This window comes from Enterobacter sp. 186315 (genome assembly GCF_053290175.1).
Genome location: NZ_JBPTTK010000009.1, coordinates 60,045 through 74,411 on the forward strand (window position 1 = coordinate 60,045; position 14,367 = coordinate 74,411).

General features: G+C 56.8%; 10 protein-coding genes and 1 other RNA gene. 1 reads left to right on the top strand and 10 read right to left on the bottom strand.

The features are described from left to right. Nucleotides 1–113: 113 nt before the first annotated feature. The 10 genes from pflB to garP all read right to left on the bottom strand — a co-directional run bounded on the left by pflB (nucleotide 114) and on the right by garP (nucleotide 12,335). Nucleotides 114–2,408: a formate C-acetyltransferase gene (gene pflB / locus ACSVHP_RS12425; RefSeq protein ID WP_447552074.1), complete on the bottom strand. Its 2,295-nt coding sequence runs from the start codon at nucleotides 2,406–2,408 to the stop codon at nucleotides 114–116. A gap of 15 nt (nucleotides 2,409–2,423) precedes the next feature. Next, a complete protein-coding gene (gene tdcD / locus ACSVHP_RS12430; protein ID WP_447552075.1) occupies nucleotides 2,424–3,632 on the bottom strand; it encodes a propionate kinase in 1,209 nt (402 codons plus the stop codon). Between the two features lie 29 nt (nucleotides 3,633–3,661). Next, nucleotides 3,662–4,993, bottom strand: a complete 1,332-nt coding sequence (gene tdcC, locus ACSVHP_RS12435; protein WP_447552076.1) for a threonine/serine transporter TdcC — start codon at nucleotides 4,991–4,993, stop codon at nucleotides 3,662–3,664. 9 nt (nucleotides 4,994–5,002) lie between these two features. Continuing rightward, nucleotides 5,003–5,992: a bifunctional threonine ammonia-lyase/L-serine ammonia-lyase TdcB gene (gene tdcB, locus ACSVHP_RS12440; RefSeq protein WP_417314634.1), complete on the bottom strand. Its 990-nt coding sequence runs from the start codon at nucleotides 5,990–5,992 to the stop codon at nucleotides 5,003–5,005. Nucleotides 5,993–6,087: 95 nt separating this feature from the next. Next, nucleotides 6,088–7,008: a transcriptional regulator TdcA gene (tdcA, locus tag ACSVHP_RS12445; RefSeq protein WP_447552077.1), complete on the bottom strand. Its 921-nt coding sequence runs from the start codon at nucleotides 7,006–7,008 to the stop codon at nucleotides 6,088–6,090. A gap of 662 nt (nucleotides 7,009–7,670) precedes the next feature. After that, nucleotides 7,671–8,047: RNase P RNA component class A (rnpB, locus tag ACSVHP_RS12450), an RNA gene on the bottom strand. Nucleotides 8,048–8,079: 32 nt separating this feature from the next. Next, a complete protein-coding gene (gene garK / locus ACSVHP_RS12455; protein WP_417313038.1) occupies nucleotides 8,080–9,225 on the bottom strand; it encodes a glycerate 2-kinase in 1,146 nt (381 codons plus the stop codon). Between the two features lie 72 nt (nucleotides 9,226–9,297). Next, on the bottom strand, nucleotides 9,298–10,191 hold the full coding sequence (gene garR / locus ACSVHP_RS12460; protein WP_417313040.1) for a 2-hydroxy-3-oxopropionate reductase: 894 nt from the start codon (nucleotides 10,189–10,191) through the stop codon (nucleotides 9,298–9,300). 23 nt (nucleotides 10,192–10,214) lie between these two features. Next, entirely contained in the window at nucleotides 10,215–10,985 is a 771-nt protein-coding gene (gene garL / locus ACSVHP_RS12465) for a 2-dehydro-3-deoxyglucarate aldolase (RefSeq protein ID WP_234673185.1), read from the bottom strand. A 15-nt stretch (nucleotides 10,986–11,000) separates the two neighbouring features. Continuing rightward, nucleotides 11,001–12,335: a galactarate/glucarate/glycerate transporter GarP gene (gene garP / locus ACSVHP_RS12470; protein ID WP_234673186.1), complete on the bottom strand. Its 1,335-nt coding sequence runs from the start codon at nucleotides 12,333–12,335 to the stop codon at nucleotides 11,001–11,003. A gap of 414 nt (nucleotides 12,336–12,749) precedes the next feature. Here garP and garD point away from each other — a divergent pair, with 414 nt between their 5' ends. Next, a complete protein-coding gene (gene garD / locus ACSVHP_RS12475; RefSeq protein ID WP_447552078.1) occupies nucleotides 12,750–14,321 on the top strand; it encodes a galactarate dehydratase in 1,572 nt (523 codons plus the stop codon). Nucleotides 14,322–14,367: the final 46 nt, after the last annotated feature.

Sequence of the window (14,367 nt, forward strand, 5' to 3'; positions counted from 1 at the left end):
GCATTGTTTTTCAAGAGCGGATGAATATGTGTGATTTATTATATAAACAAATTTGTATGTTCTGCGGGCGATAAAAAAGCCCCCTTCGCAAAGGGGGCTGAGGCTGATACAGGTTACATTGCCTGGGTAAAGGTTCGCGAAATCACATCCTGCTGCTGGGCGCGCGTCAGGGCGTTAAAGCGCACCGCGTAGCCTGACACGCGGATCGTCAGGTTGGGGTAATTCTCCGGATATTCGATGGCATCCAGCAGCATTTCCCGGTTCATAACGTTCACGTTCAGGTGCTGCCCGCCCTCCACGGAGGCTTCATGATGGAAATACCCGTCCAGCAGCCCGACAAGGTTGGTTTTGCGCACCGCCTCATCTTTGCCCAGCGCCTGCGGCACAATCGAGAAGGTATAGGAAATACCGTCTTTGGCGTAGGTGAAGGGCAGTTTCGCGACGGAGGTTAGCGAGGCCACCGCCCCTTTGCGATCGCGCCCGTGCATCGGGTTCGCCCCCGGCGCAAACGGCGTGCCGCTGCGGCGTCCGTCCGGCGTGTTCCCGGTCTTCTCGCCGTACACCACGTTCGAGGTGATGGTGAGGATAGACTGGGTCGGCACCGCGTTGCGGTAGGTCGGCAGCGCCTGGATCTTCTTCATAAAGCGCTCAACCAGATCGCAGGCAATGCTGTCCACGCGGTCGTCGTTGTTGCCGTACTGCGGGTACTCCCCTTCAATCACAAAATCCACCGCCAGGCCGTTCTGGTCGCGCACCGGTTTGACCGTGGCGTATTTAATTGCCGACAGGGAATCCGCCGCCACCGACAGCCCGGCAATGCCGCAGGCCATCGTGCGGCAGACGTCCCGGTCGTGCAGCGCCATCAGCGAGGCTTCGTAGCTGTATTTATCATGCATGTAGTGGATGAGGTTCAGGGCGCTGATGTACTGCACCGCCAGCCAGTCCATAAAGCGATCGAGGCTGGCCATCACGGTATCGTAGTTCAGCACGTCGTCCAGCAGCGGCGCGGCTTTCGGGCCGACCTGGATTTTTAGCTTCTCATCCACGCCGCCGTTGATCGCGTACAGCAGCGTTTTAGCGAGGTTGGCGCGCGCGCCAAAGAACTGCATCTGCTTGCCGATCACCATCGGGCTGACGCAGCAGGCGATAGCGTAGTCGTCGCTGTTGAAGTCTGCACGCATCAGATCGTCGTTCTCGTACTGTAACGATGAGGTCACGATCGACACCTGCGCGGCGTATTTCTTGAACGCGATCGGCAGATGCTCAGACCAGAGGATCGTCAGGTTGGGCTCCGGCGCGGGCCCCATGGTGTGCAGCGTATGCAGATAGCGGAAGCTGTTTTTCGTCACCAGCGTGCGGCCGTCCAGCCCCATCCCGCCGATCACCTCCGTCGCCCAGATCGGATCGCCGGAGAACAGCGTGTCGAACTCCGGGGTACGCAGGAAGCGCACCATGCGGATCTTCATGATGAAGTGGTCGATCAGCTCCTGAGCCTGTACCTCGCTCAGCCGTCCGGCCTGCATGTCGCGCTCAATATAGATATCGAGGAAAGTCGCCGTGCGCCCCAGCGACATCGCCCCGCCGTTTTGCGATTTGACCGCCGCCAGATAGGCAAAGTAGACCCACTGCACCGCCTCCTGGGCGTTCATCGCCGGACGAGAGATATCAAAGCCATAGCTCGCCGCCATCTGCTGGATTTGCAGCAGCGCGCGCCTGTGTTCTGCCAGCTCTTCGCGCAGACGGATGGTGGCCTCAAGATCCTCGCCGCGCTCCAGCCTGCCCTGTAGGTCGGCGAACTGAAGCTCGCGTTCGCGCACCAGATAAGTGATGCCGTACAGCGCCACGCGGCGATAGTCGCCGATGATGCGCCCGCGCCCGTAGCCGTCCGGCAGACCGGTCAGCACGCCGGATTTACGGCAGCGCATCATCTCCGGCGAGTAGACGTCGAAGACCCCCTGATTGTGGGTTTTACGCAGGTCGGTGAACAGGTATTCAAACTGCGGATCCATTTCGCGGCCGTAGGCCTCAAACGAGCTGCGGATCATGTTGATCCCGCCGTACGGGTGCAGCGCGCGCTTGAGCGGCTTGTCGGTTTGCAGGCCGACGATCGTTTCCAGCTCTTCGTCGATATACCCCGGGCCGTGGGCGGTGATGGTGGTGGCAATATTGGTATCAAAATCCACCGGGGCGTGGGTGGCATTCTCCTGACGAATGCCAACCATTACCTTTTGCCACAGCGCCGTCGTAGCTGGCGTCGCCTGCGCGAGAAACGCGTCGTCGCCCTCGTAAGGGGTGTAGTTATGCTGGATAAAATCGCGAACGTTAACGGTGTTTTTCCAGTCTTCACCGCGAAACCCGGCCCAGGCGTCGCTGTAAGGCGCAACGCCGGTATCAATTGTAACTTTCATGAGATTCTCGCTTTATCAGGCGTAAGCCGCAGCCGGGACACGCTTTCCAAGACGGAGAGCATCCAGCGCGATCATTTTTTCTTCATTAGTAGGTACTACCGCGCAAGCCACGCGGGAGGCGTCAGTTGAAATCACGCGCTCGCCGGCGCTTCCCGGCAGGGCGTTTTTGGCCTCGTCGAGAACGATGCCGAAGACCTTAAGGTGCTCCGCCACCAGGGCGCGGATCAGCGTCGAGTTTTCGCCGATGCCGCCGGTGAACACCACGCCATCCAGCCGGTGCAGCGACGCGGCGTGTCCGGCGATGTGCCGCGCAATGCGATGCACAAAGGTGTTGATCGCCAGCGCCGCGCGCGGATGTCCCTCGTGCCAGGCTTTTTCAAGGGTGCGAAGATCGGCGGACAGCCCGGAGATCCCCAGCAGCCCCGACTCTTTGTTCACCACCCGTTCGAGATCGTCGAGCGACTGCCCGGTCTGGCGGGCAATCCACGCCATCGCGCCGAAATCGACATCGCCACAGCGCGTGCCCATCACCAGCCCTTCCAGCGGCGTCATCCCCATTGAGGTATCCACGCTTTCACCGTTGCGAACCGCGCAGATGGACGCCCCGTTACCGAGATGGGCAATCACCAGCCCGCTGTCGTCGGGGGACAGCCCGAGAAGCGCCTGCGCCTGCCCGGCCACGTAGCGGTGTGAGGTGCCGTGAAAACCGTAGCGGCGCACGCCAAGCTCCTCGAAATAGCGGTAGGGCAGCCCGTACAGATAGGCTTCTGGCGGCAGGGTCTGGTGGAAGCTGGTATCAAAGACCGCCACCTGCTGCACGCCGGGGAACAGGCTCGCGGCCGCTTCTACGCCGCTTAAGTTGGCGTAGTTATGCAGCGGGGCCAGCGGGGAGACCTGGCGGATCTGCTCGATCACGGCGTCCGTAATCAGGGTCGACTCGCTGAACAGCTCGCCGCCGTGGGCAATGCGGTGGCCGATTAGGGCCACGCTGCTCATCAGGTTGCGTTTTTCCAGCTCCAGGGCGATGGCGGCCAGCGCCCCTTCGTAGTCGTGATGAGCCAGTCTGACCGGCTCACCCCCGTTCACGGATATAAAGGCGTTTTCAGCGTTGATGCCGTCGGCAATGCCCGTCACCAGGGCATCGCAGCTGTCGGCGTCCAGAACCGAAAACTTCACGGAAGAGGATCCGCAGTTAATCACCAGTACAACCGGAAATTCAATCATCGTGCTACTCCGCTCATCCTGAGCCTTGATTAAAACAGTTTATAAACGATGTTCAGAATGGTCAGCAGACCCACCACGGTGACGAAAATGTTCTCCGGACGGCCTTTGTACTTCGCCAGCGCCGGGGTTTTGCGGATGGCGTACATCGGCAGCAGGCACAGCAGAGAGGCGATAATCGGCGCGCCCATCGCTTCAATAAGGTCCAGAATGTTCGGGTTGGCGTAGGCCACCACCCAGGTCGAGCCCATGATGAAAATCATGCTGATGGTGTTGAGCTTGCCGAGCGTGACCTTCTTCTTGTCACCCTTATAGCCGAACTTAAGGATCAGGCCGTTCAGCCCTTCCAGCGTGCCGAGGTAGTGGCCGAAGAAGGATTTAAAGATGGCGACCAGCGCAATGATAGACGCACCGTACTCCAGCACCGTGGCGAAGGTGGATTTGGTTCCTGACATCGACGCGAAGTGGTTCGCCAGGTATGAGAGCACCGGGATATTCTGGGCTTTGGCCTCCGCCATGTTCTGCGGAGAGAGGGTAAACAGGCAGCTAAAGGCGAAGAACATCACTACCGCCACCATCAGCAGGCTGGCGCGACCGATGATTTTGGAACATTTCTGCTCGGTGTACTCCTTGCCAAATTCCGGCTCGTACTCTTCACGCTTCGAGACCACAAACGAAGAGACAATCGGCGAGAAGTTAAAGGAGAAGACCATGATGGAAATCCCGAGCCATACCGTTACCAGAATGCCGTCGTGACCGGTGAAGGCGATGTCGCTCAGGTTAACCTGGTCGATGACCGCAGAGTTCCAGTAAGGGATCAGCGACAGGGAGATCAGCACCAGGCTGGCGATAAACGGGAACACCAGGAAGCTCATCACCTTGACCATCAGGTCTTTACCAAACCAGATGACAAAGGCCATCAGCAGCAGCAGGAAGAGCGCCACAAAGCCGCGGTTCAGGGCTGGCAACTGGAGCTGGTTTTCCCAGAAGGTCATGAAAGTGTTGGTAATGGTAACGCCGTAGATCCACAGCAGCGGGCAGATCGCGAAGAAATAGAGGAACGTTATCACCACCCCGCCGGTCTTGCCGAAGTGCTCCTCCACCGTTTCGGTAATGTTGCCGGAGACATTACTCCCCGACAGGCACAGCCGCGCCAGCGCCCGGTGGCAATAGAAGGCGATTGGGAAGGCGAGAAGCAGCATCAGCAGGATGGGGATCAGGCCGCCGAATCCGGCGCGGATCGGGAAGAATAATACCCCTGCGCCGATTGCCGTGCCGAACAGGCCGAGCGTCCAGGTGGTGTCCGATTTGCGCCAGGTCGAGGTTTTTGTCTGGCCAACGATAATGCTTTCAGAGTTGCTCATAGGTCATCCTTATGCGTCAACGAAGCCGGTAATTTGAGAAACGCGGGAGAGATCGATATTGCCGCCGGAAATAATGCTGACGGTCTTACGCCCCTGAATATAGTGGTCGAGCTTGCCGCTTAATAACGCCGCACAGGCCAGCGCGCCCGCCCCTTCGGTCACCACTTTATTTCGCTGGATCAGGGCAATCATGCTGTTGCGAATATCGTCTTCGCTGACCAGCACAATGTCGTCCACCAGTTCACGGACAATATTGAAGGTTAAATTCCCCGGGCGAGAAACATCGCAGCCGTCGGCTAATGTTCCGGTCACGCGGTGGTTCATTATTTCCCCGGCATAATATGAGGCCGCCATGCCGTGAACGTTTTCCGACTGTACGCCGATAATATTAATGGTCGGGTTAATGGATTTAATCGCCGTTGCAATGCCCGCAATTAATCCGCCGCCGCCGATTGGCACAATCACGTTATCCACATCGTAGAGATCTTCGAGAATTTCCAGACCGATGGTGCCCTGCCCGGCAATGACTTTGGCGTCGTCGTAAGGCGGGATAAAAATACGCCCTTCCATCTCGACGATTTCGCTCACTTTGGCGATGGTGTCGTTAAAGTTCTCGCCGTGCAGCACCACTTCCGCCGAGTAGTCGCGGGTGGCCGCCACTTTGGACTTTGGCGCGCCCATCGGCATCACCACCTTGCCGTCGATACCGAGCATCGCGCAGGAGAGCGATACCCCCTGCGCGTGGTTTCCCGCCGAGCAGGCGACCACGCCCTTGCGTTTTTCGGCGTCGGTGAGCGAGGCCAGCTTATTAAACGCGCCGCGTATTTTAAACGACCCGGTACGCTGCATATTTTCAAACTTCAGGTATATCTCACCTTTACAACGTTCGCTGAGGTAATTAGAGCGCGGCATTCCGGTTTTATAGATTTTACCGGCCAGGCGTTTTCTGGCGTCCTGAATATCGTCAATCGTTACCGGGAGATCGTAGGTAATGTGCATAATATCCTCGTTATAATAATTCATTTTTTCAGGCAAAGTCAGGGTATCAGAGCGGAAATAAATAACGCCCCGGGTGTTTTAAAACGTAATGAACCTTATCGTCGCTTTTTACAATTTAGCGCTGAATATTGTTTCGCCAGTTCAACTAATACCGACGCGGATTTTTTAATACTGTAATTTTTTGACCATACGGCAGCGTAGCGCGCCACCGGTAATTCATCCTCAACCGGCAGGACAATAAACTGGTCAGAGCCGAACGGCGCAATCATGTCGCGGGGAATAACCGTCAGATAATCGGCATTGAGGACAAGGTTATAAATGGTGACCACGGAGTCGGTCTGGACGATGTTTTCAATGCTGATGTGGTTGTCTTGCAGGGTGGTCAGGAGATCTTTGTAGTAGCCCATATCGGTTTGCGGCATCACCCACTGCTCTTGGGTGAGCGATGCCAGGGTTGTCGGGCCGGTGCACGTTCGTGATTTGCTGGCCACCAGCACAAACTCGGATTCAAACAGCGGCTCGACGTGCAGATCCTGAAGCAGCATTTCGTCGCTCAGGGTACCGATGGCAAAGTCCAGCCGACCGTCGCGAATGGCAGGCAGGAACGACGAGAGCTGCGCTTCATACATCGAGACACGCGCCTTCGGGAACACCTCCCGGAACTTTTTGATCATCTCTGATAGGAAGGTAAAGCCAATCAGTGACGGGTAGCCAAAAGAGACATCCATGACGGTGCTGAAACTCAGGCTGTTGATTTCGCTCACCATGTTTTTCATCTCGCGAGTGATCGACTCGGCGTAGGAGAGCAGCACCTGGCCTGCGGCGGTCAGTTTGACGCCGGTGTTTTTGCGCACCATCACTTCCACGCCGAAGTAGGATTCGATATCGCTGATGATTTTGCTGACGGCGGGCTGCGTCAGCCCCAGCTGTCTGGCAGCAGAACCTATGGAGCCACTTTTAATGACTTCCTGAAATACCACGAGGTGCTGTGTTTTCGGTAGAATAATAGTGTTCATAATATTCTGCGCTTATTTCCCTATGACGGGGCGAATTCTACCCAATAATCTTTCGGGGGGTATGTGCTGTTACTCACAATTTATCTTTGCTCGACTTCTCCGCCCTCTCAAATCACCAATAAAAACACTATAAATCAATAAATTAACTTAACATCAGAGTGCGTTTTGGCTGATATCGATCAATAAAAACGGCGCTAATAACTTTATTTTATGGCAATAAACACGGTGTTTTTATGCGCGATTAAAATATCAAATAAGACCATCTTTCAGGCAATTAACGGTTAATAAAACGACGTTATTTCATTAAACGATTTTTGTGAATTATCAACTTCGCGGTTAATTTTTTTTGCAGCCCAACGGAAAGAGTGGAGCAGGTCACATATTCATGCGGTAAATGTTTTGAGATTCAATAACCCTTTAGCAAACGAGAAAGCATTAGGCATCATCGAAGCAACATCATTAACAAATCAACAACACTGAAAAATCACCCATTTATAGCGCGAAATAGTGTGATTTAAATCGCCCGCGGCGCATGAATGTATTCATTTACGGTAAAAACAGTGAAATGTGCTTAGTGTCGCAAATTTGAGAATTGATATCGTTTGTCTACATTGGCGCCAGGTCAGAAAGCAAAAACCCCGCCGAAGCGGGGTTTTGTAAGAAGTTGAAGCTGACCGATAAGCCGGGTTCTGTCGTGGACAGTCATTCATCTAGGCCAGCAATCGCTCACTGGCTCAAGCAGCCTACCCGGGTTCAGTACGGGCCGTACCTTGTGAACCCCTATTTGGCCTTGCTCCGGGTGGAGTTTACCGTGCCACGGACTGTTGCCAGCCGCGCGGTGCGCTCTTACCGCACCCTTTCACCCTTACCTGATCCCACTTACGTGGGCCATCGGCGGTTTGCTCTCTGTTGCACTGGTCGTGGGTTTCCCCCCCAGGCGTTACCTGGCACCCTGCCCTATGGAGCCCGGACTTTCCTCCCCTCCGCCCGTCTCCCCCGAAAGGGACGACGACGAAGCGGCGACTGTCTGGTCAGCTTCGGCGCGCAGTATAGAGGGTTTGCGCGCCGCTGTCACCCTTGGGTGCGCATCCCTATCTGTAACGTCGCCGCGATGTTGCGCGACGAGCGGTAAATATTGTCGAACGCGCCGCGAAACGCCTCTTCCAGCGAGCCAATACTGGTCAGCACGCTGAACACTGCGTCGATACCGTACTGATGCACTACGCCCACGTCTTTGGTCAGGCTTCCGGCGATCCCGATCACCGGCTTATGGTATTTTTTGGCGACGCTCGCCACGCCCACCGGCACTTTGCCGTGAATGCTCTGGCTGTCGAGCCGCCCTTCCCCGGTCACTACCCAGGTGCAGTCGTGGATGTGCTCTTCCAGGTTAAGCGCCTGGGTGACAATCTCGATGCCGCTCTTAAGCTCCGCGCCCAGAAACGCCATCAGCGCCGCGCCCATTCCGCCAGCCGCACCCGCGCCGGGCACATGCTTCACGTCGATACGCAGGGATTTTTTAATCACGTCCGCGTAGTGGCTCAGGTTGGCGTCCAGCTCGAGGATCATCCCTTCGGTTGCCCCTTTCTGCGGGCCAAAGATGCGCGATGCGCCTTTCTCCCCCACCAGCGGGTTGGTCACGTCGCACGCCACGCGGATGGTACAATCTTTCAGACGCGGATCGAGACCCGAGGCATCAATGCTGTTGAGCGCCATCAGGCTGCCGCCGCCAAAGCCGATCTCGGTGCCGTTGGCATCGCAGAGCTTCGCGCCCAGCGCCTGGACCATGCCCGCGCCGCCGTCGTTGGTCGCGCTGCCGCCGATACCGATAATGATATTGCGTGCGCCTTTATCCAGCGCGCTCAGGATAAGCTCCCCGGTGCCGCGCGAGGTGGTCACCAGCGGGTTACGCTGGGCGGGTGGGACCAGCGCCAGACCGCTCGCGGCCGCCATCTCAATAAACGCGGTGTTGCCATCGCCGGACATTCCCCAGCAGGCGTTGACCTTCTCGCCTAACGGCCCGGTCACAACGGCATGGTGCTCTGCGCCCTGGGTGGCGGCAATCATCGCTTCGACCGTACCTTCCCCGCCGTCAGCAACAGGAACAGAAACATAAAGTGCATCGGGGAAGATTTCCCGAAATCCTTTTTCTATCGCCTGAGCTACCTCGGAGGCAGACAGGCTTTCTTTATAAGAGTCTGGAGCGATTACGATTTTCATAGTTGTAGCCTGTTACTGCATTCCGGCCTGGACTGTAGGCCCGGCAGCGTTGCGCCACCGGGCACGCCGTCATTAGCGAGAGATTTCGACCTTCGCCAGTTTTTCGTAGTAGCACGCAATGGCGCTGTGGTCAGCGGTTCCCAGACCATCGGCACGCAGCGCCTGCATCATCTCCATCACCGCAGCGGTCAGCGGCAGCTGTGCGCCCACGCCGTGGGAAGTGTCCAGCGCGTTCGCCAGATCTTTAATGTGCAGGTCGATACGGAAGCCCGGCTTGAAGTTACGATCCATCACCATTGGCGCTTTGGCGTCCAGCACGGTGCTGCCCGCCAGGCCGCCGCGGATCGCCTGATACACCAGATCCGGGTTCACGCCCGCTTTGGTCGCCAGGGTCAGCGCTTCGGACATCGCGGCAATGTTCAGCGCCACAATCACCTGGTTTGCCAGCTTGGTGACGTTGCCCGCCCCGATTTCACCGGTATGCACCACGGAACCCGCCATCGCTTTCAGCAGGTCGTAATATTTGTCGAAAATCGCCTTGTCGCCGCCCACCATCACGGACAGGGTGCCGTCGATCGCCTTCGGCTCGCCGCCGCTCACCGGGGCATCAAGCATGTCCACGCCTTTCGCCTTCAGCGCTTCACTGATTTCACGGCTCGCCAGCGGGGCGATAGAGCTCATATCAATGACTACCAGGCCAGGCTTAGCGCCTTCGATAATGCCGTTCTCGCCCAGCGCAACCTCTTTCACGTGCGGGGAGTTCGGCAGCATGGTGATGATGACATCGCACTGCTCGGCAATGGCTTTGGCGGTGGTGGCGGTTTCTGCTCCGGCAGAAATGACCTCTGCCACCGCGTCAGGATTACGGTCAGAAACCACCAGTGAGTAACCTGCTTTAATGAGGTTTTTACTCATTGGTTTACCCATGATACCCAGGCCAATAAAACCAACTTTCATCGTCATAATCTCTCTCTTTCTCTCAGGGGTGGTTATTTCTTAAAGGAATCAGCCAGCTTTTGCGTGGCAGAGCGGAACACGCCGAGGTCGCTGCCGACGGCAACGAAGGTCGCGCCCCACTCCAGATAGCGGCGGGCGTCGGCCTCAACCGGTGCGAGGATGCCGCACGGTTTGCCGTGCGCTTTCGCGCGGGCAAAAATATGCTGGATTGCGCGCTGCACGTCCGGGTGGCCGGCGTTGCCCAGATGACCAAAGGCTGCCGCCAGGTCGCTTGGGCCAACAAAGATGCCGTCTACGCCGTCGGTAGAGGCAATCGCATCCACGTTGTCTACGCCCTGCTGGCTCTCAATCTGCACCAGGATGGTGATGTTCTTGTTGGACTGCGCGAAGTAATCCGGCACGGTGCCAAACATGTTGGCGCGGTGAGACACGGACACGCCGCGAATGCCTTCCGGTGGATAGCGCGTGGACGCCACCGCCTGCACCGCTTCCTCTTCGGTTTCCACAAACGGGATCAGGAAGTTATAGAAACCGATATCCAGCAGACGCTTGATGATCACCGGCTCGTTGGTCGGCACGCGCACCACCGGGGCGCTGTGGCTGCCCTTCAGCGCCATCAGCTGGGGAATAAAGGTGGTGATATCGTTTGGCGCATGTTCGCCGTCCAGCACCAGCCAGTCGAAACCGGCCAGGCCCAGCACTTCGGTGCTGATCGGGCTTGCCAGCGCTGACCAGCAGCCAATCTGAATCTGGTGCGCCGCGAGGGCCGCCTTAAATTTGTTCGGGAAGATATCGTTACTCATCGCTTATACCTTTGCTTATTTCTGCAATTCCATACGTTTGATGTCGCCTACCACGAACAGGTAGCAGACCATCGCCATCAACGCTGAACAGCCAACGAATACCAGTGCCGCGTTGAACGAATGCAGTTCACTGACCAGATAACCAATTACCAGCGGAGTCACGATGGACGCCACGTTACCAAAGACGTTAAACACGCCACCGCACAGGCCGACAATCTCTTTTGGCGCGGTATCGGAAATCACCGGCCAGCCCAGCGCACCGAACCCTTTGCCGAAGAAGGCGAGCGCCATCAGGGCCACCACCAGCGCGGTATTGTTGGTGTAGTTACACAGGATGATGGTCGACGCCAGCAGCATACCGACCACAATCGGCAGCTTACGCGCCAGGGTAATCGACCGGCCCTGCTTAATCAGATAGTCCGAGAACACCCCGCCCAGCACGCCACCCGCAAAGCCGCACAGCGCCGGAATAGAGGCCACCAGGCCCACCTTCAGGATCGACATCCCCTTTTCCTGCACCAGATAAATCGGGAACCAGGTAAGGAAGAACCAGGTGATGGTGTTGATAAAGTATTGACCGAAAAATACGCCCAGCATCATGCGGTTGGTCAATAGCTGTTTGATGTAATGGAGCTTAGGACCTTTCGCCGCGTCGGAGCCTGGCTTCTTGTGGTCCATATCCACCACCGCGCCGCCCTCGGAGATAAACTTCAGCTCCTGCTCTGACATACGCGGATGGTCGGTCGGGTTATGAATGAACTTCACCCACATGGCGGTCAGGACAAAACCAATCACGCCCATCACGGTAAAGACGTGTTCCCAGCCCCAGGCGAAGGTCAGCCAGCCGAGCAGCGGCGAGAAAATCGCGAGCGAGAAATACTGCGCAGAGTTGAAAATCGCGGAGGCCGTACCGCGCTCTTTGGTCGGGAACCAGGCCGCCACAATGCGGGCGTTCGCCGGGAACGACGGCGCTTCCGAGAAGCCGAGCATAAAGCGCATAAAGAACATCGAGATACCCGCCCACGCTATCGGGAAGAGATCCACAAAGCCCTGTAAGAAGGTGAACAGCGACCAGAAGAACAGGCTGTATGAATAGACCTTTTTCGAGCCGAACTTGTCCAGCAGCCAGCCGCCCGGGATCTGCATCAGCAGGTAGGCCCAGCCGAAGGCGGAGAAAATGTAGCCCATCGACACGGCGCTGAGCTGAAGCTCTTTCGCCACCTCGGTCCCGGCAATCGACAGCGTGGCGCGGTCAGCGTAGTTCACCGCCGTCACAATAAATATAATCAGTAGAATTAAATATCGGGTGGGCATTCCCTTTTTAGCTTCTACGGTAGTATCCAGTATCATGTTTATTTCCTCGGGCACATCGATAGATTTATTTTTATTGTTTTTATAAGGACTATTTCCTGATTATTTATCGATAGCAGGTAATATCAGGTAATTAACCAGACGCAATGAAAACGTGATTCAGTATAATCGCCACTCAGGGGCTGCACATTGGATTAACGCTCAATTATCAGGTCGCAATTCAATATTATTTTGAGCATATGCACAAAGCCCTGGGCGCTGATGCACAGAATCAGGTAATAACGGCCAGAGGGCGTCTTCTCCGGTATCGCAGAGTGATCGCGATCACATTTTTATATCCAAAGTCCTGACATTCTTTATTTAAGAAAGCCGCGTCTTTATTTCGTTAATAAGAAAATAAACACCAGACTGGCTGCATTTAATATCTGACACTTTGCTGGAGATTTCTGAACAATGGCCGACATTGAAATTCGACAAGCGTCGCCGACGGCGTTCTATATAAAAGTCCACGACACAGATAATGTGGCGATTATTGTTAACGACAACGGTTTAAAAGCGGGAACCCGATTCCCGGACGGGCTTGAGCTGATTGAGCATATTCCTCAGGGCCATAAAGTGGCACTGGTGGATATCCCCGCGCACGGCGAAATCGTCCGCTACGGCGAAGTGATTGGCTACGCGGTTCGCGCTATTCCGCAGGGTAGCTGGATTGAGGAGTCGCTGGTGGAGCTGCCAAAAGCGCCGCCGCTGAACACCCTGCCGCTGGCCACCCGCGTGCCGGAGCCTCTGCCACCGCTGGAGGGTTACACCTTCGAAGGCTACCGCAACGCGGACGGTAGCGTCGGCACCAAAAACCTGCTCGGCATTACTACCAGCGTACACTGCGTGGCGGGCGTGGTGGATTACGTGGTGAAGATCATCGAGCGCGATCTGCTGCCAAAATACCCGAACGTCGACGGCGTGGTGGGTCTGAACCACCTTTACGGCTGCGGCGTGGCGATCAACGCCCCGGCAGCGGTAGTGCCTATCCGCACCATCCACAACATCGCCCTGAACCCGAACTTCGGTGGTGAAGTGATGGTGATTGGCCTCGGCTGCGAGAAGCTCCAGCCCGAGCGCCTGCTGCAAGGCACCGAAGACGTACAGGCGATTGCGGTTGACGATGCCAGCATCGTGCGTTTGCAGGACGAGCACCACGTCGGCTTTAAATCAATGGTCGAGGATATTCTTCAGGTGGCCGAGCGCCATCTGCAAAAGCTCAACCAGCGCCAGCGCGAGACCTGCCCGGCCTCCGAGCTGGTGGTGGGGACACAGTGCGGCGGCAGCGATGCATTTTCCGGCGTGACGGCGAACCCGGCGGTGGGCTATGCCTCCGACCTGTTCGTGCGCTGCGGCGCGACGGTGATGTTCTCGGAAGTGACCGAAGTGCGTGACGCCATCCACCTGCTGACCCCGCGCGCCGTCAACGAAGAGGTGGGCAAACGCCTGCTGGAAGAGATGGCCTGGTACGATAACTATCTGGATATGGGTAAAACCGACCGCAGCGCTAACCCTTCTCCGGGCAACAAAAAGGGCGGTCTGGCAAACGTGGTGGAAAAGGCTCTCGGCTCGATTGCTAAATCCGGCCAGAGCGCGATTGTCGAAGTGCTGTCACCGGGCCAGCGCCCGACCAAACGCGGCCTGATCTACGCGGCAACGCCCGCCAGCGATTTTGTCTGTGGCACCCAGCAGGTGGCCTCCGGCATTACCGTGCAGGTCTTCACCACCGGGCGCGGCACGCCGTATGGCCTGATGGCGGTGCCTGTCATTAAGATGGCGACCCGCACCGAGCTGGCAAACCGCTGGTATGACTTAATGGATATTAACGCAGGCACCATCGCCACCGGGGAAGAGAGCATCGAGGACGTGGGCTGGAAGCTGTTCCACTTCATTCTGGACGTGGCGAGCGGCCGTAAGAAAACCTTCTCCGATCAATGGGGATTACATAACCAGCTGGCGGTATTCAACCCGGCGCCCGTGACCTGATCCTGAAAGTGCAGTAAACCTCTTTAGCATGGCTCCGGCCATGCTT